Source organism: Solimonas sp. K1W22B-7 (assembly GCF_003428335.1).
Lineage (GTDB): Bacteria > Pseudomonadota > Gammaproteobacteria > Nevskiales > Nevskiaceae > Solimonas_A.
In genome coordinates, this window is record NZ_CP031704.1 from 2,629,588 (window position 1) to 2,652,547 (window position 22,960).

Here is a 22,960-nt window from a genome sequence, read left to right on the forward strand (position 1 = left end):
CCCAAGACATGCTCTATTCGCTGGCGCGCAGCGCGCTGTTCCAGCTCGACGCCGAACGCGCGCACGAGCTGACGATCGCCTCCTTCAGGCACCTGCCGCGCCTGGCCACGGCGCCCTTCGCGGGGCGCGCGCCGGACGACCCGGTGCGCCTGTTCGGGCTGAACTTTCCCAACCGCGTGGGCCTGGCCGCCGGCCTGGACAAGAACGGCGAATGCATCGAGGCCTGGGCCCGCCTGGGTTTCGGTTTCATCGAGGTGGGCACGGTCACGCCGCGGCCGCAGCCGGGCAACCCCAAGCCGCGCATGTTCCGCCTGGTGGAACAGCAGGCCCTGATCAACCGCCTGGGTTTCAACAACAAGGGCGTGGACTACCTGCTGCGGCAGGTGGCGCAGGCCGACTATTCCGGCATCCTGGGCATCAACATCGGCAAGAACGCCGACACGCCGATCGAGCGCGCGGCCGACGACTACCTGATCTGCCTGCGCAAGGTCTACCAGGCAGCCAGCTATGTCACCGTCAACATCTCCTCGCCCAACACCAGGAACCTGCGCGACCTGCAGGACGAGGCCAAGCTGGAGGCCCTGCTCAAGGCGCTGAAGGACGAGCATCGGGGACTGGCACAGCGCCACGGCAAGCACACGCCGATGCTGGTCAAGATCGCTCCGGACGTGAGTCCGTCGCAGCTGGACCACATTGCGCGGCTAGCGGTCGAGCTGGGCATCGATGGCCTGATCGCCACCAATACCACGCTGTCGCGTCCCGGCCTGGAACAGGAGCCGCTGGCCAGACAGCAGGGCGGCCTGTCCGGCGCGCCGCTGGAGAGCCTGGCCTGCGAGACCCTGCGCCAGCTGCGAGCCCGCGTCGGCAAGGACTACCCTCTGGTGGGCGTGGGCGGCATCTGCTCGGGCGAGGACGCCCGGGCACGCCGCCGTGCCGGCGCCGACCTGCTGCAGATCTATACCGGCTTCATCTACCAGGGGCCGCGGCTGGTCGCGGAGTGCGCCCAGGGCGCCTGAGGGGGCTTTCGGCCTGTCCGGAAGGCGACCACTAGGAATAATGGCCCATAGAATCGGGCAGGTTGCTGCTGTCATCGTCAATACATTATATTCGACGAATAATCACTCAAATTCCGGCAGTTCTTTGGTTTTTCTTTATTTGGCGGTTCAAACAGGGGAAGAGTAATGCGCATGCGGATCATCAGCGCGGCGGCCTTGGCGATGTTCAGTGTCGCCCCGGCTTACGCAGTCACCACGGACGGCTACGAAATTCCGTATGTCGGAGCGTTCTACTCCTACGAGATCGGCGACAGCAAGCGCGATTCCGACGAGGGTCAGGGCTTCCAGATCAACGCCGGCATGCCGATCGACTGGGGCTCCAACAACGCCCTCGAACTGACGTTCTTCGACGCCGGCCGCGAGCGCGAGATCGACGGCAACAAGGACTACCAGTCGGCCCTGTCGCTGGACCTGGTGCACCACTACGGTGAGCCGAACACCGGCGTGAAGTATGTGCCGCGCTTCAAGCCCTTCCTGCTCGCCGGCCTCGGCGTGATCCAGGAAGACGTGCGTGGCGACGATCATGTGCATGGCGGCATCAACCTCGGCGCCGGCCTGCTGTTCCCGCTGCCCTGGTACGGCCTGGGCATCCGCACGGAAGCCCGCGCGCAGGCCCAGTACAACGACGAATCCGTGTCCGGTGAGGACATCCTGGTCGACTATCGCGTCAACGTCGGCCTGCAGATCCCGCTGACCCCGTTCTTCGGCGAGCGCAGCGCGCCGGTCGGCAAGCCGGGCGAGTGCGAAATTTCCGTGGTCGATCCGGTCACCGGCCGCACCGACTGCGCCGTGGACACCGACGCCGACGGCATCTTCGACAGCGTCGACCAGTGCCCGGGTACGCCTCCCGGCACGCCGGTCAACACCAACGGCTGCCCGGTGGGCAGCACCGGCACCGATACCGACGGTGACGGCGTTCCGGATGTTGCGGACCGTTGCCCGGAGACCAAGCAGGGCATGACGGTGGACGTCGCCGGTTGCGTGGTCGGCCAGACCATGACGCTGCAGGGCGTGAAGTTCCACAACAACTCCGCCGAGCTGACCGACGCTTCCCGCGGCATCCTCGATGGCGTCGCCCGTACGCTGGACAGCCAGAAGAACCTGGCCGTGGAGATCGGTGGCCACACCGACGCCATCGGCACGGAAGCCTTCAACCTGCTGCTGTCACAGCAGCGCGCCGAGTCGGTACGCCAGTACCTGATCGGCCGCGGCATCGCCAGCAACCGCATGACGGCGCAGGGCTACGGCGAGTTCCAGCCGGTCGCCTCCAACGAGGCCGAAGCCGGTCGCGAGTCGAACCGTCGCGTGGAGTTCAAGATCATCGTCGAGTAACCTCGCCGGTCATCTGTCCGGACCAGACCGCGTGCTACCCTCGGTGGCACGCGGTTTTTCATTTACCGATCCTCTTGAGAGGGCTGGATCATGTTCAAACGCCTCCTGATGGCGACGGCGCTGGTGCTGGCCGGCTGCGGTGACTCTTCGGCTCCCGGCGGCGGCTCCTCCGATGCCGTCGTTCGCTTCATCGTGCTGGGCGACGGTGGCGCGCCGCCGGAATCCGGCGACGTGGCGAAGATCGTGGAAAAGGTCTGCGCGCAGCGCGGCTGCGACTTTGCGATCGGCGGCGGCGACAACATCTACGACCAGGGCGCCGATTCGCCCGACGACCCGATTTTCCAGGCCGCCTTCGAAGAGCCCTACAAGAACCTGGATTTTCCGTTCTTCATGGCGCTGGGCAACCACGACAATTCCAATTCCTCGCTGGGTGGTGGCGGCAGCAATGAGCGTGGCGACCACGAGGTGGCCTACACCGCCAAGTCACAGAAGTGGGTGATGCCGGCGCGTTACTACACGCAGGGCTGGCCGCGCGGCAGCGCCAACCCGGCGGTAGAACTGTTCGTGCTGGACTCCAGCCCGATCACGCATTTCTTCAACGATCTCAACCCGGCCTGGAACGGCAGCAGCCTGGAAACCTACATCGCCGAGCAGAAGACCGACATGCAGGCGGCGCTGGCGGCGAGCAAGGCCACCTGGAAGTTCGCGCTGGCGCATCATCCCTATGTCTCCAACGGCATGCATGGCAACGCCGGCAACTACGAGGGCGGCGCGCAGCCGGACCTCTGCGCACTGGCCGGCCTGATCAGCCCGAGTTGCCGCGGCGCCGACTACAAGGCCTTCCTGGAACAGACGGTCTGCGACAAGGTGGACGTGTTCTTCAACGGCCACGACCATGAGCTGTACTGGCTCAAGCCGGTGACGGCCTGCGGCAAGACCCAGCACATCCTCTCCGGCGCCGCTTCCAAGCACCGCAGCATCCAGGACGCCGAGCGCAACCCGACCTACTACCAGGCCGGCGACACCTTCGGCTTCTTCTGGGTGGAACTGCGCGGCAAGCGCTTCACCGGCGCGGCCTACCGCGTGCAGGAAGGCGGGATCGCCACCGACGTCGATGCCCAGGGCGCGCCCAAGCCGGCCTTCGAAATGAGCTTCACCAAGCAATGAGACGCCTGCTGTGGTCGATCCTGCTGCTGGCCGGCGTGGCGGGCTGCCAGCACGAGCCGGGGCCGCGTCCGGTGGACGTACCCGCCACCGGCATGCAGCTGCAGCTGCCGGGCAGCTGGCAGCTGGATTCCAGCCCCGGCAGCCTGCTGTTCGCGCTGCCGGTAGAGCAGGGCAAGGTGGTGGGGCGCAGCTTCTTCCTGGTGTCCAGCGACCCGATGCGCGAGCAGCCCAGCGGTCGCCCCGCGACCCTGGAGAGCTACGTGCAGTTCAAGGAAGCGCAGGGCAGGGCCCAGGCCCGCGACTACCGCGTGGTCGAGTCGCGGCGCCTGCAGCTCGACGGCGTGGAGGTCGAGCTGCGCGAGGTGGAGCTGGGCGGCCAGATGGAAACGCGCCGCAGCCTCGCCGGGCTGCTGGTGCGGGGCCAGGAGGGCCTGCTGCTGGTGGGTTCGGCGCCGGCTGACGACTTCCCGCGCCTGCGCAGGGATTTCGAAGGCGTGATCCGCAGCCTGCGCTGGAACGATGCCGTCCCCTGAGATGGAAGACGACGACGAAATCGTCTCGCCCTGCGTGGGCGTCTGCCGGCTCGATTCGCAGCATATGTGCATCGGCTGCCAACGCAGCATGGACGAGATCTCGGAGTGGTTCTACGCCAGCGACGAGCGCAAGCGCGAGATCCTGGAGCTGGCGCAGCTGCGGTTGGCGGGGCTGGACAAGCGCAAGCCGTTCTGGCGGCGCTGACGGGGTCGACAACCCCCATTTCCCTCGCAACAGCGGCAGAATCTCCGGAATACCTTTCGGAGCCCCCATGCAGCCCCAACGCAGCGACTACGGCCACTTCCTCCAGATCCCCACGCGCTGGGGCGACCTGGACGCCCTGGGCCACGTCAACAACACCAACTTCTTCGTCTTCGACGAGTCCGTGCGCCTGGACTATTTCGAGATGTTCAGCCGCGACAACCCGCGCTTCTGGAAGGAAGAGGGCCTGATCCTGGCCAACCTGGGCTGCGACTTCGTTGCGCAGCTGCGCCATCCCTCCACGGTCGAAGCGGGCTTCCGCAGCGCGCGCATGGGCCGTTCCAGCATGAATACCGAAGCCGGCATGTTCGTCGGCGACAAGCTGGTGGCGGTGACCCGGGGCGTGCTGGTGTGGTTCGACTATACGAAGCAGAAGCCGGCACCGATCCCGGAGAACGTCCGCGCCGCCATTCGCGGGCGCGAGAAGATCGCGCCGGAGGAAGCATGATCCGGAAAACCTGATCCGGAAAAGAAAACGGCCCGCTTGCGCGGGCCGAGTGGTGCAAAGTTGTAGCGGGATGCTTCAGATGGCAATGACACCGCCATCGTCACGAGTCACGACCACCGTCGACGAGCGCGGACGGGCCGTGCCGCCGCCGGGCCAGTGGCTCAGCGGGGCGGCCAGGCTGCCGGTTTCACCCGGGTGCTGGATGTTGACGAACATGGTCTTGCCGTCCGGCGTCATGTGGATGCCGGTGATCTCGCAGTCCTTGGGGCCGACCAGGAAGCGACGCAGGTTGTTGGAACCGAGGTTCTTGCCCTTGTAGGTCGCCTGGCCCGCCACGGTGACCGGACCGCCGTCGCCCACTTCACCCGGCACCGCCGCCAGCATCATGCAGTTGGTGGTGTCGGTGTAGGCGCCGTCGTCGGTCTGGATCCACAGCACGCCGCGCGGGTCGAACCAGAGGCCGTCGGGGCTGGACAGGTCGTTGTTGGCATTCAGGCCGGACTGGTTGACCTCGGCCGGGTAGGCTGCGCGCGCGCCGAACAGGAAGATGTCCCATTCGAAGGTCGTGGCCGCCGGGCTGTCGCCGTCTTCGTGCCAGCGGATGACGTGGCCGTTGACGTTGCCGTTGAGGCTGGTCGTGGTGCTGCCGGTGTCCGCGTCGTAGTTGCGCGGGTTGGCGGCATCGACCGGCTGCGAAGCGGAACCGCGGTTGGAATTGTTGGTGAGGGTCAGGTAGACCTCGCCATTGGCCGGGTTCACCGCGCCCCATTCCGGGCGGTCCATCTTGGTGGCGCCGACGGCGTCGCCGGCCAGGCGGCTGTTGAGACAGACGTCGGCCTGGTTGGCGAACGGATAGGCGGCATTGGCGGCGGTGAGGCCGTTCAGGTTGAAGGTCAGTTCGACCCAGTCGCCGGTGCCGTTGGCATTGAACTTGGCGACGTAGAGCTTGCCGCGGTCCATGTACTTGTCGCCCACGGCCATGCGGTCGGCCTTGTTGGCGTCGGCCGGGTTCCACAGCGCCTCGGAGACGAACTTGTAGACGTAGTCGCCACGGTTGTCGTCGCCCATGTAGAACACGATCGGCTTGCCGGCCGCGACGGGGCCCGGCCAGCAGCCTTCGTGCGCGAAACGGCCCAGGGCCGTGCGCTTCTTCGGCGTCTTGGTCGGATCGTAGGGGTCGATCTCCACCACGAAGCCGAAGGTGTTGATCACGTTGCGATAGTCGTCGGTGCCATCGGTCGTGGTGCCCAGGACCGAGGTGTTCCAGCGCGCGAAGTTGTCGCCGGTGACGGTTTCCCAGCGATGGCGGCCAACGGCGCCCTGGGCATTGCCGTAGCGGTTCAGCGCCGCGACTTCCTTGGCATGGTCACCGGTGCGCTTGGAGTTGTCGTCGGCGGCACGGGCGAAGTAGCCCGCCCAGTTCTCTTCGCAGGTCAGGTAGGTGCCCCAGGGCGTGTAGCCGTTGGCGCAGTTGTTGACCGTGCCGCGGGTCTTGGTGCCGGTGGTCGAATACTTGGTCTTGACCTGGGCATCGCCGCGCACCGGGCCGCTCAGTTCCATGTCGGTGAAGGTGGTGATGCGGCGGTTGAGGGCGCCCTTGACCACGGCGAAGCTGCCGGCGGTCTTCTTGACCTCGATCACGGAGACGCCATGGGCGTTCATCTCCTTGATGCACTCGTCCTCGATCGTGCGGACGCCGCCGACCGTGGTCGATCCCGCAGCATGCAGGTAGGTGGTGGTCAGCGCCTCGTGGTTCATGCACAGCATGCCGCGGTCGGAGGCCTTGTGGTCCGGCGTCGCGCCGGTGGCGGCCAGGCCGAAGAAGTACATGCCGTCATGGTGGTCGCCGGCACGGTCGGCGTAGGAACTGCCGGTCTCGGTGCCGGTGTCGCTCCAGGCCGGGATGCCTTCCTTGATCGCATCGCCCAGCGAGTACAGCACGTTGGCGGTGTAGCCATCGGGTACCGTGAGGACGTCCGCGGTGCTCTTGGCCACCGGCACGAAGCTGAGCTTCGGCGTCGGCAGCGGCTCGGCAGGCGGAGGCGTCGAAGGGTCGTCGTCGTTGTCGCAGCCAGCCAGGCTCAGGCCGCCGAACAGGGCTACCGTGGTTGCGGAAAGGCCACCGAACAGCGTCTGGCGGCGGGTGAAGCGGGCTTCCGCGACTTCCAGGATGTGGGGGTTGTTGGAGGTATTGGTGACGACGTCGTCGTCATGGTCATGGTGACTCATGCTCTGGCGTTCCTTGGCTGGAGAAATGGCTGGGATGATCCAGCCGCAGCCTAGGCGTGCTTCATGACGGTCTTCTGACCGTTTGGTTACGCCTGGATGCCGGCCGCCGCGCCCGCCATCCCGAAAACCGCCTCCCGGCGGAAAAACCGGCTACCTGGATCCGATAAAGGCACTATCATGACGAACGGAGGAAATCATGCCGAAAATCATGCTGGTGGACGATCATCGCCTGGTAAGGGCGGGGCTCAAGCGGGTGCTGCAGGAAGTGCCTGACATGGAGGTCATTGCCGAGGCTTGCAGCGGCGAGGAAGCACTCGACCTGCTGCGCAACCACACGCCCGACGTGGTGCTGATGGACATCAACATGCCCGGCATCGGCGGCCTGGAAGCCACCCGGCGCCTGCTGCAGAAGCTGCCGGCCACCCGCGTGATCGTGGTGTCCATGCATCTTGAGGAGCCGTATCCCAGCCGCATGCTGGCGGCCGGCGCGGCCGGCTACATCAGCAAGGACTCCGCCGCCGACGAGGTCGTCGCCGCGATCCGCCGCGTCAGCGCCGGTGGCCACTACGTGGCGGCCGACGTCGCCGGCAACCTGGCGGCCTCCCTGGTCAAGGGCAACAACGGCGGCTCGCCCTTCGAGCAGCTGTCGCAGCGCGAGACCCAGGTCATGCTGATGGTGACCAAGGGTTATTCGACCCAGGAAATCTCCGACCGCCTGCACCTGTCGCCCAAGACGGTCAGCACCTACCGCTACCGCCTGTTCGAGAAGCTCAACGTCACCAACGACGTGGAACTGACCCGCATGGCGATGCGCTACGGCCTGCTCGACGAGAAGTCCTCGGAGCCCAGCGCCGGAGCCTGAGCCGGAGCCTGGGGTTAAAATCGGGGGATGAAACCCCAGACGGAGTCCTTCGACTCCCGCAGCTTCCTGTCGCAGCTGACCACGCAGCCGGGCGTCTACCGCATGTATGGCGCGGAAGGCGAGCTGCTGTATGTGGGCAAGGCGCGCAATCTCAAGAAGCGCGTCGGCAGCTACTTCCTGCGCGCCAGCGGCAACCCGCGCATCGAAAGCATGGTGTCGCAGATCCGCCGCATCGAGGTCACGGTCACCCGTACCGAGGACGAGGCGCTGCTGCTGGAAAACAACCTGATCAAGGACCAGTCGCCACGCTACAACATCTCCTACCGCGACGATAAAAGTTACCCCTACGTCCGCTTCACCGCGCACCGCTTTCCGCGCATTGCCTACTACCGCGGCGCCAAGACCGGGCAGGACCGCTATATCGGCCCGTTTCCCTCGGCCAGCTCGGTACGCGACACCCTGGGCACCCTGCAGAAGCTGTTCCGCCTGCGGCCCTGTCGCGACAGCTTCTACAACCACCGCGACCGGCCCTGCCTGCAGCACCAGATCAAGCGCTGCAGCGCGCCCTGCGTCGGCCTGATCGGTGAAGAGGAGTACGCCCGGGACGTGAACAACGCCCAGCGCATGCTGGAGGGCCGGGCGGACGAGCTGGCCAAGGATCTCGGCATGGAGATGGAGCAGGCCGCCGAGGCCCTGGAGTTCGAGCGTGCGGCGCGGCTGCGCGACCAGATCGCGGCCCTGCAGCGCGTGCGCGAGAGCCGGGCCCTGACCGGCGGCGCCGAAGACCTGGACGTGATCGCGGTGGCGCCGCACGCCTCCAGCAGCTGCGTGGCGGTGGTCAGCGTGCGTGACGGCGTCAACCTGGGGCACAGCAGCCACTTCCCGCGGCACCCGGCGCAGGCCGAGCCGGAGGAATTGCTGGAGAGCTTCCTCAGCCAGCACTACCTGGAGCAGCCGGCACCGCCGGAGATCCTGATCAGCCACCCCCTGGAAGACGTCGAACTGCTGGAGGCGGCGCTGAGCCAGCGGGCAGGGCGCAAGGTCGGCATCAACCACCCCCAGCGCGGCCCCAAGCAGCGCCTGCTGGAGATGGCGCAGAGCACCGTGCAGCAGGCCCTGACCACGCGCCTGACCGAGATGGCCAGCATGGACCAGCGCATGCTGGAGCTGCAGCGCGCCCTGGAGCTGGAAAGCCCGCCGCAGCGCCTGGAGTGCTTCGATATCTCCCACACCCAAGGCGAGCGCGCGGTGGCCTCCTGCGTGGTGTTCAACGACCAGGGGCCGCTGAAGACCGCCTACCGCAAGTTCAACATCGACGGCATCACCCCCGGCGACGACTATGCCGCGATCAAGCAGGCTGTGGCCAGGCGCTTTGCCCGGGTCAAGAGCGGCGAGGTGCAGCGCCCCGACGTCCTGTTCATCGACGGCGGCAAGGGCCAGCTCAACGCCGCCCTGGAGGCGCTGGACGAGACCGGCATCGAGGACCTGCGCATCGTCGCCATCGCCAAGGGGCCGACGCGCCGTCCGGGGCTGGAGGAGCTGATCCTGCCGGAGCGGGAGTTCGCCCTGCGCCTGCCGGGCGACTCGCCGGCCCTGCACCTGATCCAGCGCATCCGCGACGAGGCCCACCGCTTCGCCATCACCGGCCACCGCGGCCGCCGCGAGAAGGCGCGCCTGACCTCCGACCTGGAGAGCATCGAGGGCCTGGGGGCCACCCGGCGCCGCGCGCTGCTCAAGACCTTTGGCGGCCTGGCCCAGGTCAAGCGCGCCAATGTCGACGACCTGGCGCGCGTCGAGGGCATCTCGCGCACGCTGGCCGAGCGCATCTACGCGCATTTCCACTGAAATTCCCGCCGCTGCCGCGGCCCTGGCTTGCCGAGGTGACGGCCGAGTCAGGTAATCTGTCGGCTATGACGATCAGGAAGACCGCGTGAAGCTGACCCTGCCTTTGGCCCTGACGATGGGCCGCGTGGCCGCCATCCCCGTGGTGCTGGCGCTGTTTTACGTCCCGATGTACGTCGCCGGCCATGAAATCTCGCGCCAGCTCGCCACGGTGCTCTACGCCGCCGCCGCGATCACCGACTGGCTGGACGGCTACCTGGCGCGCAGGTGGAACCAGACCAGCAAGTTCGGCGCCTTCCTGGATCCCGTGGCCGACAAGCTGCTGGTGGCGGTCTGCCTGGTGATGCTGCTGGAGGACCGCCCAGGCGGAATCCTGGCAGCGCTGGTGGCCGTGATCATCGGCCGCGAGATCACCATATCGGCCCTGCGCGAGTGGATGGCGGAGCTGGGCGCCCGCACCCACGTGGCGGTGAGCTGGATCGGCAAGGTCAAGACCGGCTTCCAGATGACCGCCATCGGCATGATGATCTGGGAGATCGACACCTTCCACCTGCCGATCTACCAGCTGGGCTACGGCCTGCTGTTCATCGCCTCGGTACTGACGATCTGGAGCATGGTGGTCTACCTCAGGGCCGCCTGGCCGCTGATGTCGGACAATAACTGATCAATTTCAGGCTTCCGGCAAAAAAATGGCGCAAAAAGCTTGACTTGCCCTCGGCGGTCTATAAAATGCGCCCTCTCATGACGCGGGAATAGCTCAGTTGGTAGAGCGCAACCTTGCCAAGGTTGAGGTCGCGAGTTCGAGCCTCGTTTCCCGCTCCAGTTTCAAGAGTTTCAAGAAAACCCCGTTGCTACGCCTCGGGGTTTTTTAGTCTCAACGGCTGGTAGACTCCAGTCGTCCGGTGGCCAGGTGGCAGAGTGGTTATGCAGCGGACTGCAAATCCGCGTACGCCGGTTCAATTCCGACCCTGGCCTCCATTTCCCGCATCAAGTACCGCATGCCCGTGTGGCGGAATCGGTAGACGCACGAGACTTAAAATCGGTAAGTCAGCACGGACTTACTTTCTCTCGCGCAATAAAATCAGTGACTTACAGACTTTTTAGTCCTTGGAAGTCCCTCTAAATCCCCTCAAATCCTCGTCAAGTGTGGTGTCACCACACTTGCGGTCTATACTTTTGTCTCATGCAGGTTGAGTCGAACTGTGGATCGAGACTCTTGGCGCGGCGTACACGGATTTGCAGTCCGCTGCATTGCCACTCTGCCACTCCAGCGCTGAAAATCGTGGAGGAGACAAGGGCGCCGTAGCCTCATTAGTTGTTCAGTCGCGAAACGAAACTACGGGGCGCAACCTCGCGGCGGCGCCCCGTAGTATTACTACGTGAACAACAACAGTTGGTACGGATTCGAGCGCCAGTGCTGGCACACCCACTCGGTTCGGCCGAAGCGGAAACGGGTGTATGCGTGCACGAACACGCTCTTGGGGTTTAGATGGACGGTATCCATTCCGACTCTCCAATGAGAATCGAAGGCGATAGTTGCCCACAGCGCCCGCAGGTCATAAACTGCGGAAGTCTTGGGTAAGACAAGCTGTAGATGGTAGAGGGACGCCCTCACTACCATACCGGCCCCTGTAAGCGTTAGAGCGCTTATGGGGGCTTCTTCATTTGCGGGGCGGCTTTTTCACCCCCTTTTTCCGTTGGTTCGGCTGCTTCTTAGTCGGCATTCTTCGCGCCCTTCAAATTCACCATCAGATCGACGGGATCTATATCGTCGTCGTAAACCTGCGACACGTTCATCGCGAACGTATTGAACCAACGCAGCCGCTGCGCTTCCGGCCACTTCTCTCCGGTCTTCGGGATCTTTCGCAGTAACGCGATCAGCAGTGGGTCCAACTCCAATCCAGAGAAGTTGTCACCACCACCGCTTGAGCCGCCCGGAGGCGGCGGTGGGGGCGGGGGCGGTGGGGTGTCCTTAACCGCCACGGCCGGCATCACAAGGCGATTCTTGCCGTGCTCGAAAAAGCCGGCTTGCTCTGCGGAGCGCTCAAATACTTGGCGCGCGCGGTCCTTCTGCTTCTCAGCTACCCCAAGCCCGGCGATTTCTCGCTCCAACGCCGCAGTCGGCGGAAGAACGCCTTCCTTGTACTTTTCGAATAGCGCCTTGAAAAGGGGAACATTCAGAAACGCCTCGGCTTTCGCCTTGCGCGCGTTGACGGGGTCAACAATGCGGCGCCCAAGAGGTGACAGCCGATACTTATCGGGGCCATCACTCTCGATGACCCCGAATAGGCGTGCTGCCGCAAGGTCCGTTCGAAACCCGCTGCTTTTGATGCTCATGTTCAACCAAGCAGCCAACTGCTGCTGCGAGCAATCGCCAGTCCCAGCGTTGTCATGTATCGCCTTCACAAGACAATCTGCCTCCGCTAGCGGGGCATAGGGGAAGCCAATTTTTGAACGCTGCCGCCCTTCGCCGTCACCCTCTTCGCCGGTCTCAGGCTTGACATCAAGATGCTCGCTCATGTGGACGACCTCGCCGATATTCCGAACTGCGTAGTGCCCTTTATACGCCCGCTATCCAAATATCGCAACAAAGTTGGATAGTTCCCTTGTGGAAAATTGCTCTATCCAAAAAAGTCAGCGCGTCTCCCAATGGGGCGATCTGGCAAGTGACAGAAATGGACAGGAGGGTCTGAGCACCCGGTTCCGCTAAACTTCGCGCTTGCCGCCGAATCTCTCAGCCCGTATGGCGAAATTGGTAGACGCAGGTGACTTAAAATCACCCGTCGTAAGACGTGCCGGTTCGAGTCCGGCTATGGGCACCAAGTGTGGCGGTTGCGCCGAAGTGTGGCGATTCGGCGCCTGCATGAGACAGATTGGCGTGATCTGTGGAAACGTGGCGGATCGGTGTGGCGCCCTTTTGCAAGGTCATGTTTTTTCTAAAAAATTAGGGTGACTTAAAATCTTGCGCCGCAAGGCGTGCCGGTTCGAGTCCGGCCATGGGCACCATCGGCAGGCCAGCCGGCAGCAGCAAGACGGCACAACGGATCGGTACAAACAAAAAAGCCCCGGAGCGATCCGGGGCTTTTTCTTTGCTGCAACCCGCTCAGCGATCGCGGAACTGCGCTTCCACGCGCTCATCCTGGCCCTTGACGTCGACGCAGACGGTCGCGGTCGGGCGGGCCAGCAGGCGCGGGATGCCGATCGGGTCGCCGGTCTTCTCGCAGTAGCCGAACTCGCGGTTCTCCAGGCGGCGCAGGGCATCGTCGATCTTGCGCAGCAGCAGGGACTCACGCTCGCGCAGGCGCAGGTCGAGCCAGTGCTCTTCCTCGGCGGTGGCGCGGTCGGCCGGGTCGGCGAATACTTCGCGCTGGTGCAGGCGCTCCTTGACGTCGACCTCGCGCTCCAGCACCTCGGCGCGCATCTGCAGCAGGCGGTGACGGAAGAACTCCAGCTGGGAGTCGTTCATGTAGTCGTCGTCGGACATCGCGCGCAGCTGGTCTTCGGTCGGCAGGCCGTCGAAGCTCATGCGCACGATTGGCTTGCGCGAAGCCGGCTTCTTCGGCGCGGGGGCCGGGGCCGGGGCCGCTGCGGCCTTCTTGGCCGGGGCTGCAGGCTTGGCCGGAGCGGCGGCGGCAGATTTGCTGGTTTTATCCGGGCTGGCAGATTTCATCGAGGAAGACGGGGCAGGGGATTTCGCCGCCGGCGCGGCCTTGGCCGGGGCAGCGGGTTTGGCAGGGGGCTTGGCCGCAGCCTTGGCGGCCGGCTTGGCCGGGGCAGCCTTGGCGGCGGGTTTGGGCGCCGGTTTGGCCGGGGCCTTCGGGGTGCTGGGCTCCGGCTTCTTGCTGCTCAGCGCGCCCTTGAGCTTGCTGAGGAGGCCGGGGGCATTCTTGGAGCCGCCGGACTTGGCGGCCACTGCCTTCGCAGGCGCCGGTTTTGCCGGACTTTTCGTCGTTTTGACTTTCATTTTTACCAATCTAATGCCATCTACCTTGGCGATGCAAAGTCGAACAAAGGTCGGGGTTTATACACCCCTAGGGGGGTGGGGTCAAACGCGCCGTCGGAGCCCCCCGGCGGCCGCCCCGGACCAGCGACAAAGTGCAGCAAAAAGCCCGCCGATCGGCCGGGGATTCGCCGGGCGCCGCTTTGGACCGGCGGACCGCCGGAGCGTTCCTTTCGCGACCAGGGAATGGATGACAGGCCCTAGCGGGCCATGGGCATGCATTGCAGCAGCAGGACATGGGCCGGCAGGTACAGCAGCAGCGGAAAGCCCAGCAGCACCAGCATCAGCCAGGCGCGCTGCGGCATCCAATGCTGCGGTTCGTCGCTGTTGAAGCCATAGACGTAGTTGATGTTGACCGGCGCCAGGCCGCGCTGGCGCGAGGGCGGCGGCATGAAGAAGTAGCAGACCAGCACCAGCAGGCTCGCAAGGCCGGTCCAGATCGGCAGGGCGCGCGGATCGTAGCCGGTGTGCAGCAGCAGGTAGACCAGCAGCAGCGGCAGCCAGCCGTGGAACAGCGACAGGCCGCGCAGGAAGCGCGAGCGCTGCGCGTCGAACATGTAGTCGGTCATGCCGCTGAGGCGCCGGCCGAACAGATGCGACAGGAAGAACAGCAGCCAGAAGGCCTGCGGCAGCAGGATGCCGACCGTGGCCACGGACAGCAGCAGGGCATCCTCGCGCCAGATGCCGGCCAGCGTCAGCAGCAGGGCCACGTCGCAGAAGTAGAGGAAATTGGTGGGCCCGTACTTGCGCAGGTAGACCGGCAGCAGTACGGCCATGAAGGCGCTGTAGGCCAGCTTGCAGGCCAGCGGGATCGGTGCCTGGGCGAGGGCTTCGATCACGTAGCGATCAGGTCGTTGCTTGCGCGCATTGCCGGATTCTAGCTTGCGCCGCTACAGGCACCGCCTGAAGATGTGTCGCCAGCCCCGACGCCACCCCATGCAGCTACTCGAAGATCCAGCTCCGACGGCCTCTATCCATTGCCCGAAATGCGGTCACCTTCGCCAGCCGCAGGAAACCGTGCCGGACTGGCAGTGCCCGGCCTGCGGTGTGGCCTATGCCAAGGTACAGCTTGCAGGGGCGCAGGAGCCGCCCCCGGCAACCCCGGACTTGCCCTTGCAGGCGCAAGGCGGCCGCATGTTGCCGATGTCCGTGGGAAGGTGGCTGCTGCTGCTCGCGGTCCTCGCCGGCCTCTGGGCCGGATTCGGCCGGCAGCCGCAGGATGGCTTCGATGCCGCACGCGAGGGGGCCGTGAAGGCCCTGGCGGCCTCCGTACAGGAAGGAGAGATCCTGATGTATGGCTTCGAGGCCTGTCCTTACTGCAAACAGGCCCGCAAATGGCTGGACCGTTACGGCTTCGCCTACTCGGTCTGCGATATCCGCACCGACGCCGAGTGCGATCGACGACTGGCCGCATTGGGCCAGAACAGCGTGCCCTACCTGATCGTGCGCGGCCATCACCTGTCGGGCTTCGACGCAGACGAATTCCTGGCAGCTCTGGATCCGTCCTGAACCCGGAACCATCTGGCGATTCGCCGGCCAGCTGTGGGACCATCGTCGAAATCGAGGAGCTCAGGGAATGGAAAAGGCTTTCGCAGACCGCATCCGGTCGATGAATGCAATGTACAAGCTGCCGGCGGCGGAGCGGGTGACGATCCCGGCGGACGTGGCGGACCGGTTGAAGAAGTTCAAGGCCACCTTGCTGGACGAGGTCCACGAGATCGACGAGATCGTGGTTGCCGCCGAGCGCGGCGACGAGCAGATCGACCTGGCCGTGGCCATCGCCGACCTGCTGGGCGATGTCATCGTCTATTGCCGCTCGGAGGCGCTCAAGTACGGCATCCCGCTGGAAAGCGTGCTGGGCGTCATCATGGACAGCAACGAGAGCAAGCTCGGCGCGGACGGCAAGCCGATCTACGACGCCAACGGCAAGTTCCTGAAAGGTCCCAACTACTGGAAGCCCGAGCCCCGGATCAAGCAGCTGCTGTCGGGCGGCTGAAGCGCGTATTCAGGACGGATAAAAAAGAAGGCCCCGAAGGGCCTTCCGTTTGTGTGTGCCTCTGCGACTTCTAGCTGACGCGCTGGTATGCCGTCACGACGCATGCACCGCCCAGGCCGAGGTTGTGCTGCAGCGCCAGCCGGGCGTTGCTCACCTGGCGCCGTTCTGCATTTCCGCGTAGCTGCTGGACCAGTTCGGTGCACTGTGCCAAGCCGGTCGCTCCCAGCGGATGTCCCTTCGACAGCAGGCCGCCGGAGGGGTTGGTGACGATGCGGCCGCCATAAGTGTTGTCGCCGTCCTCGACGAACTTTTCGGCGCCGCCCAGGGGGCACAGACCCAGTGCCTCGTAGCTCAACAGCTCGTTGTGGGCGAAGCAGTCATGCAGCTCGACCACGTCGAACTCTTCGGGGCCGGCTCCGGCCGCTTCATAGACCTGCTGCGCGGCATTGCGCGCCATGCTGAAGCCGACCAGCTCGCGCATGTCGCGCTTTGCGAAGGCAACCTCGGTATCGGTCGTCATGGCCTGCGCCACGATCTGCACGTCGGCACGCAGGCCATGCTTCCTGGCGTAGCTCTCGGAGCAGAGAACGGCAGCGGCGGCGCCGCAGGTGGGCGGGCAGGCCATCAGGCGCGTCATCACGCCCGGCCACATCACCGGCGAGTTCATCACGTCGTCCTCGGTCACGACCTTGCGGAACAGGGCGAGCGGATTGTTTTCCGCATGCCGGCTGGCCTTGGCGCGGATCTTGGCGAAGGTTTCCAGGCGGGTGCCATATTCCTGCATGTGCGCCAGGCCCGCGCCGCCGAAGTAGCGCAGCGCCAGGGGGATTTCCGGATGGCCCACCAGTTCGGCGGCGAGGTCGTCGAAACGATCGAAGGGACCGGGGCGATCCGTGAACTGGCTGGCCAGCGCGCCGGGCTGCATCTGCTCGAAGCCCAGGGCCAGCACGCAGTCCAGGGCGCCGCTGGCAATCGCCTGCCTGGCCAGGAACAGGGCGGTGGACCCGGTGGAGCAGTTGTTGTTGACGTTGATCACCGGGACGCCCGACATGCCCACTTCATACAGCGCGCGCTGTCCGCAGGTGGAGTCACCGTAGACGTAACCCACGTAGGCCTGCTGGATACGGCCGTAGTCCACCCCGGCATCCTGCAGTGCCAGCTTCGCTGCCGCGGCGCCCATCACGAAGTAGCTTTCCGAGGTGCCGGGCTTGGCGAAGGGAATCATTCCGACTCCGGCGACACAGACTTTCTGTTGCATGAGTGACTCCATCAGGTTGAAAAAGTAAACGGGCTTCCGGCTTCAGCGGAACAGCTTGCGCGAGATCAGGTCTTTCATGATCTCGGTGGTGCCGCCGTAGATCCTCTGCACGCGTGCGTCGGCATAGAGGCGGCAGATGGGATACTCCGTCATGTAGCCGTAGCCGCCGAACAGCTGCAGGCATTCGTCCATGACCTTGCCCTGCTGCTCGGTACACCACCACTTGGCCATGTAGGCCGCTTCGTCGTCAAGAATGCCGTCCAGCATGCGCTGTACGCAGTCGTTGACGAAGCTGCGCACCACGTGCGCCAGTGTCGCGCACTCGGCCAGCTTGAAGCGCGTGTTCTGGAAATCGGACAGCGACTGGCCGAAGGCCTTCCGCTGCTGCGTGTACTCCACGGTCAGCTTCACCGCCTGCTCGATCACTGCCGCGGCAGGAACGGTCAGCAGCAGGCGCTCGTAGGGCAGCTGGCTCATCAGCTGCTGGAAACCATTGCCCTCCTGCTCTCCGAGCAACTGGTCGGCAGGGACCACCATGCCGTCGAAGAACAGTTCCGCCGTATCGGAGGCGTGCTGGCCGAGCTTCTCCAGGCGACGGCCAACGCGAAATCCCTTCTGGTTCCCGGTCTCCACCACGATCAGCGAAACACCGCGGCTGCCTGCCGCTCCGGTGCGCACGGCGATCACCAGCAGGTTCGCCGTGTAGCCATTGGTGATGAAGGTCTTGGCGCCGTCGACCACGTAGCCGTCGCCTTCCCGCCGCGCGCTGCTGCGCAGGGCCTTGAGATCGGAGCCGCAGCCGGGCTCCGTCAGGGCAATGCCGGCCAGCATCTCGCCGCTGGCCAGCTTCGGCAGCCAGCGCTGCTTCTGCGCTTCGCTGCCATAGTCCAGGATGTAGTGCGCGGCAATGGTATGCACCGCCGTGTTGGCGGGCACCTCCGCCTTGGCCAGCTCGTCTTGGATCACCAGCTGGTAGGACAGGGGCGCGCCGCCACCGCCGTAGGTCTCCGCCAGTTCGGGGAGCATGAAGCCCATCTCGCCGAACGGGCGCCAGACCTCGCGCGGGATGTAGCCCTGGCGGCGCCAGGCGTCCAGCCGCGGCGACAGTTCGGCCGCGACGTAGCGGCGAACCTGCTCGCGGAAGCTCTCGATCTGCGCATCCATCCACTGGTGCTGGTGCAGGCGCGGAAACATGCTCATATGCCCGTCAGGCCGCCGCTGCACATCAGGGTCTGGCCGCTGATGTAGTCCGACTCCGGGGTGCACAGCAGGTAGACCGAACCCGCCGCCTCTTCGGTGGTACCGGCGCGACCCAGGGGGATGCTCTTCTCCAGGACCTGCAACAGTTCCTTGCTCACACCGATCTTGATCTCGCGACCCTCGATGTTCGCCGTCGCGCCCTGGCCGGCGCTGGCAGCGGTCAGGCGCGTCTCGATGAAGCCGAAGGCCACGCAGTTCACGGTGGTGTTGAGACGTCCCCATTCCTTGGCCAGGGTCATCGTCATGCCGATGATGCCGGCCTTGCCCGCCGAGTAGTTGGTCTGTCCGGGGTTGCCGAACATGCCGGCGACCGAGGAGATGTTGACGACCTTGCGCACGACGCGCTGGCCCGCGTCCGCCTCGGCCTTGATCAGCTTGCGGATCACCGGCTGTGCCGCGCGCAGGATGCGGAACGGTGCGGTCAGGTGGCAGTCGAGCATGGCGTACCACTGCTCATCCGACATCTTCTGGATGACATTGTCCCAGGTATACCCGGCGTTGTTGACGATGATGTCCAGGCCCTGGTAGGTCTGCACCGCCGTGCCGATGAAGCGATCGGCGAAGTCCGTGGCGGTGACGCTGCCGACACAGGCCACGGCGTCGCCGCCCATGGCCTTGATCTCGGCAACCACTTCGTTCGCCGGGGCTTCATCGAGATCGTTGACGACGATGCGCGCGCCCTCGGCGGCCAGCTTGAGCGCCGTGGCGCGGCCGATGCCGCGGCCCGAGCCGGTGACCAGGGCAACTTTTCCATCGAGTTTCGGTTTCACTGCGGGAAGTCCTTGTTTGCGGTTCAGGGGGTGGGCAGGGCCACGATGGCCTCGCCGGCGATCTTGGTTTCGCCGTACTGGTTGACGCTGCGCAGCGTCAACCGGGCGCGTGGTTCACCGTCGACGACGAACAGTTCTGTCACCTGGCCGCTGCAGCTGATCGCGTTGCCGAGGTGGGTGATGCCCTGGAAGCGGGCGTTGAACTGGCGCAGCTGCGCCTGCGGCTGCCATTGCGTCAGCAGCCGGCCCAGCCAGGCCATGACCAGCATGCCGTGGGCGAATACGTCCGGCATTCCGGCCTTGCGTGCGAAGTCGATATCGACGTGGATCGGGTTGTGGTCGCCCGATGCGCCGCCGAACAGGGCCAGCGTCGTGCGGTTGACCGGCGGCAGCTTGAGTTCCGGCAGCGTGGTGCCGACGGTGATTGCGGTGTCTTGAGTCATGAGGGTTTCCCTTGGCTGCGGACGACGAGCGTGCAGCGCATTTCCGCGACGGGTTCGCCGTTCTGGTTGCTGGCCTGCGATTGCTTGACGACGAACTGCAGGGCGCCGTTCTTCTTGTCGTAGATGTCGGTGATCTTCGAACTCACCGAGATGCGGTCGCCGGCGTAGGCCATGCGGTGATAGCTGAACTCCTGCTCGCCGTGTAGCACGGTGCCGAGATCCACCTTCAGCAGCGCCAGCAGTTCCTCCAGCCCGCCGGAATCCAGCTCGGCGCCGAACAGGAAGCTGGGCGGAGCGGGCAGGTCCGGGTGGCCGGCGGCGCGGGCCGCGGCCTCGTCGAGATACAGGGGCGAGGTTTCCCCGGTGGCCTTGGCGAAGAACTTCAGCCGGCCTCGTTCGATATCCATGGAGCTGGCTGAGAGCTCGTGTCCAATCAGGTTGCGGTCGATCATGTCTGGGTTGCGGGCTGCGGAAGAATTTCCTGACGCAACACTAGAGGCATGGACGCAAGCGCAGACCCTCCCGATAGGGATGGGTAGAGAGGGGGTTGGTGCAGATCTACACCCCCAGAAGGGGCGTGGGCGTCGCTGCCGGACCGCTCAGGACAGGATGCGCAGCTTGCGCGCCTTGGCCAGGGCATCCTCGCGCGACAGCGCGTTGAGCTTGGCGTAGAGGTTCTTGATGTGCCATTTCACCGTGCCCGGCGACACGTCCATGGCTCGCGCGATGCTCTTGATCGAGAGGCCTTGGGCCAGCAGGCCCAGGATTTCGCCTTCCCGGCCGGACAGCAGGCCGGTCGGGCGACGCACCGAGGGAGGGCTGGCGCGGTCGGGCTCCGCCGCTGCTTCGAGCGCGGAGCGGTCGGGCCGGGCCGGCTTGAGTTCGGCCATGGCCGCCTCCAGCAGCTGCCGCGCCGCGCCCTCGATTCCGCCCAGCAGCAGCGGTTCGGCCAGCAGCAGGGCGGCAGCCCCCAGGTCCGGCAGCACGCGCATCATGCCGGCCTCGGCGGCGATGTCGATCATCTGGCGGCCCAGCTTCAGGCCTTCGGCACCACGGCTGGCGCGCAGCAGTGCAATGGCACGCATCAGGCCCAGCCGCGTCGTCAGCAGCAGGCGGCGATTGAGACGTGCCGCTTCCTCTGCCGCCTCGATGGCGGCCAGGCATGCCGTGCCCTTTTCGTTGGCGAACGCCACGGTGGCGTGGGCCATCAATGCCGCCAGGCCGATCTCGCTCCAGGCGCAGTTCCGGGCATCCTGGTAGCGCGCGGCCAGCCGGTCGAGTTGCCCCAGCAGATCTCGGATCGGTGCGTTCTGCGCGGTGCTGAGCGCCAAGGTCACCTGTTCCGCCAGGCTCCAGGCGATGACGCGATCCAGGCGCCTCTGGTAACCGCTCTCTTCCAGGCGTACCAGCGTATCGTGGGCCGCCTTGTAATCACCTGCCAGTCTCTGCAGACGGGCGCGGACCAGGTAGGCGAACAGGATGCCGTCGGTGGAGCCCACCGCATCCACCAGGTCCAGGTAGCGGTCCAGAAAGTCCTGTGCCTGTCGCAGCATGCCGGACTGGTAGAACCCTTCCAGCAGATAACCGGAATACAGCCCCGCGGCGTCCACGCCGAAAGAGGTCCGCTCCAGTGCGTGCTCGATGAACGCCTGCAGCGAGTCCGTTGCCAGCCGGATGTTGCCCTGCAGAAGGTGGCTGATGCCGTTGACCACATCGATCAGGGGCCGCGGGTATTCCGGCCGCTCGCGGATGTCCAGCTGGTGGCGCAGCCGGGCCAGTTCGCGCGCCCGCTCGAAGTCGCTGGAATAGAGCAGCGACATGCTGGTCAGCTGATACAGCATGAAGGAATTGAAGGTATTGGCCGGCGGCGACCCGCGCATCAGCGGCTCGAGGATGGCCAGGCAGGCGGCGGTATCGTCCTGCCTGTTGAAATGGAAGGCCCGCAGCAGCTGCACTTCCATTGCCACCTCCGGCCTGCTGCGATCGGGGTGCTGGGCAATGCCCGCCATGTTGCGCTCGAAGTCTTCCAGGCGGCTGCAGCAGAGCTGGGCCCAGGCGGCGCAGAGGCAGACGTTGAGGCGGCTGCGCAGGCTCTCCGGCGGCACTGCATCGCACCATTTGAGCAGCTCCACGAAATTGGCGCCGCTGATCATGCGGCGGGCGGCACGGTCGATCAGCTGGACGACGAAATCCGCATCTCCCGCCAGCGTGGCATGCCGCATGGCCTCGACATGCAGGTTCTTGCCGGCGAACCAGCGACTGGCCAGATGATGGATCTTGCGGACCTCGACCTCGCCCATGGCTTGCAGCCGGGTGTTGAGGAAGCCGGCGAAAAGGCGATGGAAGCGGTACCAGGGTTCGGCGTCGTCCGTGTCGATGGGAATCAGGAACAGGTTCTCGTTCTCGAACCGCGCCAGGTGTTTGGCGGCCTGCGGGTCTCCGGTCAGCAGTTCGCAAAGCTCGCGATTGAAGCGGCGGCAGGCGGATATCTGCACCAGGAAGCTGAACTCGGCCTCCGTCAGGTGCTGTACCACCGCGGTTTCGAGGTACTGCTCCAGCGCGTCGGCGCGCGCCAGCGACAGCTTGCCCTCGCGCTCGAAGAACTGGTCGGGGTTCTTTTCCTTGCGCAGCGAGAACGCCAGCAGCTGCAGGCCGGCGGCCCAGCCGTCGGTCATCTCGTGGAGCATGTTTTCCTGCGCGGCGCTCAGTTCCTTCAGGCCCTGGGCCTGCAGGAAGAGATGGGTTTCCTCTCGGCTGAACTTCAGCTCCGGGAACTGCAGCTCCGTCAGCTCGTCTTCGGCGCGCAGACGCGCGGTCTGCAGGGGCGGCCGGGTGCGCGAACTCAGGACCAGGTGACAGCGTTCCGGGGCCATCGACAGCCAGCGGTCGAACAGCTTCAGCGTGCCGAACGAGGAGATGTGGTGCAGGTCATCCACGATCATGTAGATGTCGCCGTCGTGGCTCTGGATGTCGTCGATCAGCGAAGCCACCAGCGGCCGCCACGCCCTGGAGCCGGAACGCAGGTAGACGTGCAGGGCTTCCTTGTCGATGGCCACGCCGGCCTGCACCAGGCTTTCCACGATGTAGTGGGCGGCCTGCGCCTCGTTGTCGTCCGTGCCGGCGTTGTACCAGGCGACCTTCGCCCCCTGCAGGAACAGCTTGCGGCGCCATTGCGCCAGCAGCATGGTCTTGCCGCTGCCCGCAGGGCCGACCACCAGGGTCAGCTTGCGGCCGCGGCCGTCGTCGAGCTGCCGCAGCAGGGTGTCGCGGCTCACCGGCGCGCTGCCTACTCGCGGCGGGGCGAGCTTGGTACGTATCAGGGGCAGGTCGCCTGGACTGGTCACTTCTTCGGGCCTCTGGTCGGCGCCTCGGGGCGCTCGTCTCCTCGCATGGGCGTCGCGCAGGAAACCGGCCGCGACGCCGTGCCCGAGCATACCGCCCTGCGTGGTCGCCAGGGGTGGGGTCCAGGGCCAGCCCCTCCCTCACAGGGAGGGGGCTGCGGT

Annotated in this window: 21 protein-coding genes and 4 tRNA genes; 15 read left to right on the forward strand and 10 right to left on the reverse strand. The window is 65.5% G+C overall.

The annotated features are described in order from the left end of the window. Window positions 1-8: 8 nt before the first annotated feature. From D0B54_RS11990 to D0B54_RS12015, 6 genes are all read left to right on the forward strand, one after another. Complete coding sequence (locus D0B54_RS11990; protein ID WP_117291561.1) at window positions 9-1,016, forward strand: quinone-dependent dihydroorotate dehydrogenase; 1,008 nt, start codon at window positions 9-11, stop codon at window positions 1,014-1,016. A 171-nt stretch (window positions 1,017-1,187) separates the two neighbouring features. Beyond that, the gene (locus tag D0B54_RS11995) at window positions 1,188-2,387 is read left to right on the forward strand and encodes an OmpA family protein (protein ID WP_162932371.1); all 1,200 of its coding nucleotides are present in this window, start codon (window positions 1,188-1,190) and stop codon (window positions 2,385-2,387) included. 90 nt (window positions 2,388-2,477) lie between these two features. Beyond that, window positions 2,478-3,554, forward strand: coding sequence for a metallophosphoesterase (locus D0B54_RS12000; protein WP_117291563.1), 1,077 nt, complete (start codon window positions 2,478-2,480; stop codon window positions 3,552-3,554). Beyond that, complete coding sequence (locus D0B54_RS12005; protein WP_117291564.1) at window positions 3,551-4,087, forward strand: hypothetical protein; 537 nt, start codon at window positions 3,551-3,553, stop codon at window positions 4,085-4,087. The genes D0B54_RS12000 and D0B54_RS12005 overlap by 4 nt, the downstream gene beginning before the upstream one ends. Continuing rightward, complete coding sequence (locus D0B54_RS12010) at window positions 4,074-4,292, forward strand: DUF1289 domain-containing protein (protein WP_117291565.1); 219 nt, start codon at window positions 4,074-4,076, stop codon at window positions 4,290-4,292. Before D0B54_RS12005 ends, D0B54_RS12010 begins: the two co-directional genes overlap by 14 nt. A gap of 67 nt (window positions 4,293-4,359) precedes the next feature. After that, window positions 4,360-4,797, forward strand: coding sequence for an acyl-CoA thioesterase (locus D0B54_RS12015; protein ID WP_117291566.1), 438 nt, complete (start codon window positions 4,360-4,362; stop codon window positions 4,795-4,797). 75 nt (window positions 4,798-4,872) lie between these two features. On the opposite strand, the gene D0B54_RS12020 is transcribed toward D0B54_RS12015, so the two are convergent. Continuing rightward, window positions 4,873-7,026, reverse strand: a complete 2,154-nt coding sequence (locus D0B54_RS12020) for a PhoX family protein (RefSeq protein WP_117291567.1) — start codon at window positions 7,024-7,026, stop codon at window positions 4,873-4,875. 196 nt (window positions 7,027-7,222) lie between these two features. Between D0B54_RS12020 and uvrY the strand changes: the two genes are divergently transcribed. The 5 genes from uvrY (at window position 7,223) to D0B54_RS12045 (ending at window position 10,708) form a co-directional block, all read left to right on the forward strand. Beyond that, window positions 7,223-7,888, forward strand: coding sequence for a UvrY/SirA/GacA family response regulator transcription factor (gene uvrY / locus D0B54_RS12025; RefSeq protein WP_117291568.1), 666 nt, complete (start codon window positions 7,223-7,225; stop codon window positions 7,886-7,888). Window positions 7,889-7,915: 27 nt separating this feature from the next. After that, complete coding sequence (gene uvrC, locus D0B54_RS12030) at window positions 7,916-9,733, forward strand: excinuclease ABC subunit UvrC (RefSeq protein WP_117291569.1); 1,818 nt, start codon at window positions 7,916-7,918, stop codon at window positions 9,731-9,733. 85 nt (window positions 9,734-9,818) lie between these two features. After that, the gene (gene pgsA, locus D0B54_RS12035) at window positions 9,819-10,394 is read left to right on the forward strand and encodes a CDP-diacylglycerol--glycerol-3-phosphate 3-phosphatidyltransferase (RefSeq protein WP_117291570.1); all 576 of its coding nucleotides are present in this window, start codon (window positions 9,819-9,821) and stop codon (window positions 10,392-10,394) included. Window positions 10,395-10,476: 82 nt separating this feature from the next. Further along, a tRNA-Gly gene (locus tag D0B54_RS12040) sits at window positions 10,477-10,552 on the forward strand. 82 nt (window positions 10,553-10,634) lie between these two features. Then, a tRNA-Cys gene (locus D0B54_RS12045) sits at window positions 10,635-10,708 on the forward strand. A gap of 735 nt (window positions 10,709-11,443) precedes the next feature. On the opposite strand, the gene D0B54_RS12050 is transcribed toward D0B54_RS12045, so the two are convergent. After that, window positions 11,444-12,250 (reverse strand): hypothetical protein, encoded by an 807-nt coding sequence (locus tag D0B54_RS12050; RefSeq protein ID WP_117291571.1) that lies wholly within the window; start codon window positions 12,248-12,250, stop codon window positions 11,444-11,446. Between the two features lie 217 nt (window positions 12,251-12,467). Between D0B54_RS12050 and D0B54_RS12055 the strand changes: the two genes are divergently transcribed. Beyond that, window positions 12,468-12,552: transfer RNA gene (locus D0B54_RS12055), tRNA-Leu, on the forward strand. Window positions 12,553-12,653: 101 nt separating this feature from the next. After that, window positions 12,654-12,736: transfer RNA gene (locus tag D0B54_RS24285), tRNA-OTHER, on the forward strand. A gap of 97 nt (window positions 12,737-12,833) precedes the next feature. On the opposite strand, the gene dksA is transcribed toward D0B54_RS24285, so the two are convergent. Both dksA and D0B54_RS12065 read right to left on the reverse strand, forming a co-directional pair. Further along, window positions 12,834-13,643: an RNA polymerase-binding protein DksA gene (dksA, locus tag D0B54_RS12060; protein ID WP_240433605.1), complete on the reverse strand. Its 810-nt coding sequence runs from the start codon at window positions 13,641-13,643 to the stop codon at window positions 12,834-12,836. Window positions 13,644-13,930: 287 nt separating this feature from the next. Further along, window positions 13,931-14,569, reverse strand: a complete 639-nt coding sequence (locus D0B54_RS12065; RefSeq protein ID WP_240433606.1) for a hypothetical protein — start codon at window positions 14,567-14,569, stop codon at window positions 13,931-13,933. Window positions 14,570-14,747: 178 nt separating this feature from the next. On the opposite strand from D0B54_RS12065, the gene D0B54_RS12070 reads away from it, so the two are divergent. Further along, window positions 14,748-15,239, forward strand: coding sequence for a glutaredoxin family protein (locus D0B54_RS12070; protein ID WP_205527339.1), 492 nt, complete (start codon window positions 14,748-14,750; stop codon window positions 15,237-15,239). A 67-nt stretch (window positions 15,240-15,306) separates the two neighbouring features. Next, a complete protein-coding gene (locus D0B54_RS12075; protein ID WP_117291573.1) occupies window positions 15,307-15,726 on the forward strand; it encodes a pyrophosphatase in 420 nt (139 codons plus the stop codon). Window positions 15,727-15,796: 70 nt separating this feature from the next. On the opposite strand, the gene D0B54_RS12080 is transcribed toward D0B54_RS12075, so the two are convergent. The 6 genes from D0B54_RS12080 to D0B54_RS12105 all read right to left on the reverse strand — a co-directional run bounded on the left by D0B54_RS12080 (window position 15,797) and on the right by D0B54_RS12105 (window position 22,801). Next, window positions 15,797-16,984 (reverse strand): lipid-transfer protein, encoded by a 1,188-nt coding sequence (locus D0B54_RS12080; protein ID WP_117291574.1) that lies wholly within the window; start codon window positions 16,982-16,984, stop codon window positions 15,797-15,799. 42 nt (window positions 16,985-17,026) lie between these two features. Then, entirely contained in the window at window positions 17,027-18,178 is a 1,152-nt protein-coding gene (locus D0B54_RS12085) for an acyl-CoA dehydrogenase family protein (protein WP_117291575.1), read from the reverse strand. A gap of 2 nt (window positions 18,179-18,180) precedes the next feature. After that, the gene (locus tag D0B54_RS12090; RefSeq protein ID WP_117291576.1) at window positions 18,181-19,014 is read right to left on the reverse strand and encodes an SDR family NAD(P)-dependent oxidoreductase; all 834 of its coding nucleotides are present in this window, start codon (window positions 19,012-19,014) and stop codon (window positions 18,181-18,183) included. A gap of 23 nt (window positions 19,015-19,037) precedes the next feature. Further along, on the reverse strand, window positions 19,038-19,457 hold the full coding sequence (locus tag D0B54_RS12095) for a MaoC family dehydratase (RefSeq protein WP_117291577.1): 420 nt from the start codon (window positions 19,455-19,457) through the stop codon (window positions 19,038-19,040). Continuing rightward, window positions 19,454-19,909 carry a MaoC family dehydratase N-terminal domain-containing protein gene (locus tag D0B54_RS12100; protein ID WP_117291578.1) on the reverse strand — a complete coding sequence of 152 codons (456 nt, stop codon included), beginning with the start codon at window positions 19,907-19,909 and terminating at the stop codon, window positions 19,454-19,456. The genes D0B54_RS12095 and D0B54_RS12100 overlap by 4 nt, the downstream gene beginning before the upstream one ends. A 147-nt stretch (window positions 19,910-20,056) precedes the next feature. After that, window positions 20,057-22,801, reverse strand: a complete 2,745-nt coding sequence (locus D0B54_RS12105) for a LuxR C-terminal-related transcriptional regulator (RefSeq protein ID WP_162932373.1) — start codon at window positions 22,799-22,801, stop codon at window positions 20,057-20,059. Window positions 22,802-22,960 lie beyond the last annotated feature (159 nt).

What these genes read in the sequence shown, in the direction of transcription:
- uvrY (WP_117291568.1), top strand. Translation starts at nt 7,223, where the DNA reads ATGCCGAAAATCATGCTGGTGGACGATCATCGCCTGGTAAGGGCGGGG.
- uvrC (WP_117291569.1), top strand. Translation starts at nt 7,916, where the DNA reads ATGAAACCCCAGACGGAGTCCTTCGACTCCCGCAGCTTCCTGTCGCAG.
- D0B54_RS12095 (WP_117291577.1), bottom strand. Translation starts at nt 19,457, where the DNA reads ATGACTCAAGACACCGCAATCACCGTCGGCACCACGCTGCCGGAACTC.
- D0B54_RS12100 (WP_117291578.1), bottom strand. Translation starts at nt 19,909, where the DNA reads ATGATCGACCGCAACCTGATTGGACACGAGCTCTCAGCCAGCTCCATG.
- D0B54_RS12000 (WP_117291563.1), top strand. Translation starts at nt 2,478, where the DNA reads ATGTTCAAACGCCTCCTGATGGCGACGGCGCTGGTGCTGGCCGGCTGC.
- D0B54_RS12005 (WP_117291564.1), top strand. Translation starts at nt 3,551, where the DNA reads ATGAGACGCCTGCTGTGGTCGATCCTGCTGCTGGCCGGCGTGGCGGGC.
- D0B54_RS12010 (WP_117291565.1), top strand. Translation starts at nt 4,074, where the DNA reads ATGCCGTCCCCTGAGATGGAAGACGACGACGAAATCGTCTCGCCCTGC.
- D0B54_RS12015 (WP_117291566.1), top strand. Translation starts at nt 4,360, where the DNA reads ATGCAGCCCCAACGCAGCGACTACGGCCACTTCCTCCAGATCCCCACG.
- D0B54_RS11995 (WP_162932371.1), top strand. Translation starts at nt 1,188, where the DNA reads ATGCGGATCATCAGCGCGGCGGCCTTGGCGATGTTCAGTGTCGCCCCG.
- D0B54_RS12085 (WP_117291575.1), bottom strand. Translation starts at nt 18,178, where the DNA reads ATGTTTCCGCGCCTGCACCAGCACCAGTGGATGGATGCGCAGATCGAG.
- D0B54_RS12050 (WP_117291571.1), bottom strand. Translation starts at nt 12,250, where the DNA reads ATGAGCGAGCATCTTGATGTCAAGCCTGAGACCGGCGAAGAGGGTGAC.
- D0B54_RS12020 (WP_117291567.1), bottom strand. Translation starts at nt 7,026, where the DNA reads ATGAGTCACCATGACCATGACGACGACGTCGTCACCAATACCTCCAAC.
- D0B54_RS12075 (WP_117291573.1), top strand. Translation starts at nt 15,307, where the DNA reads ATGGAAAAGGCTTTCGCAGACCGCATCCGGTCGATGAATGCAATGTAC.
- D0B54_RS12080 (WP_117291574.1), bottom strand. Translation starts at nt 16,984, where the DNA reads ATGCAACAGAAAGTCTGTGTCGCCGGAGTCGGAATGATTCCCTTCGCC.
- D0B54_RS11990 (WP_117291561.1), top strand. Translation starts at nt 9, where the DNA reads ATGCTCTATTCGCTGGCGCGCAGCGCGCTGTTCCAGCTCGACGCCGAA.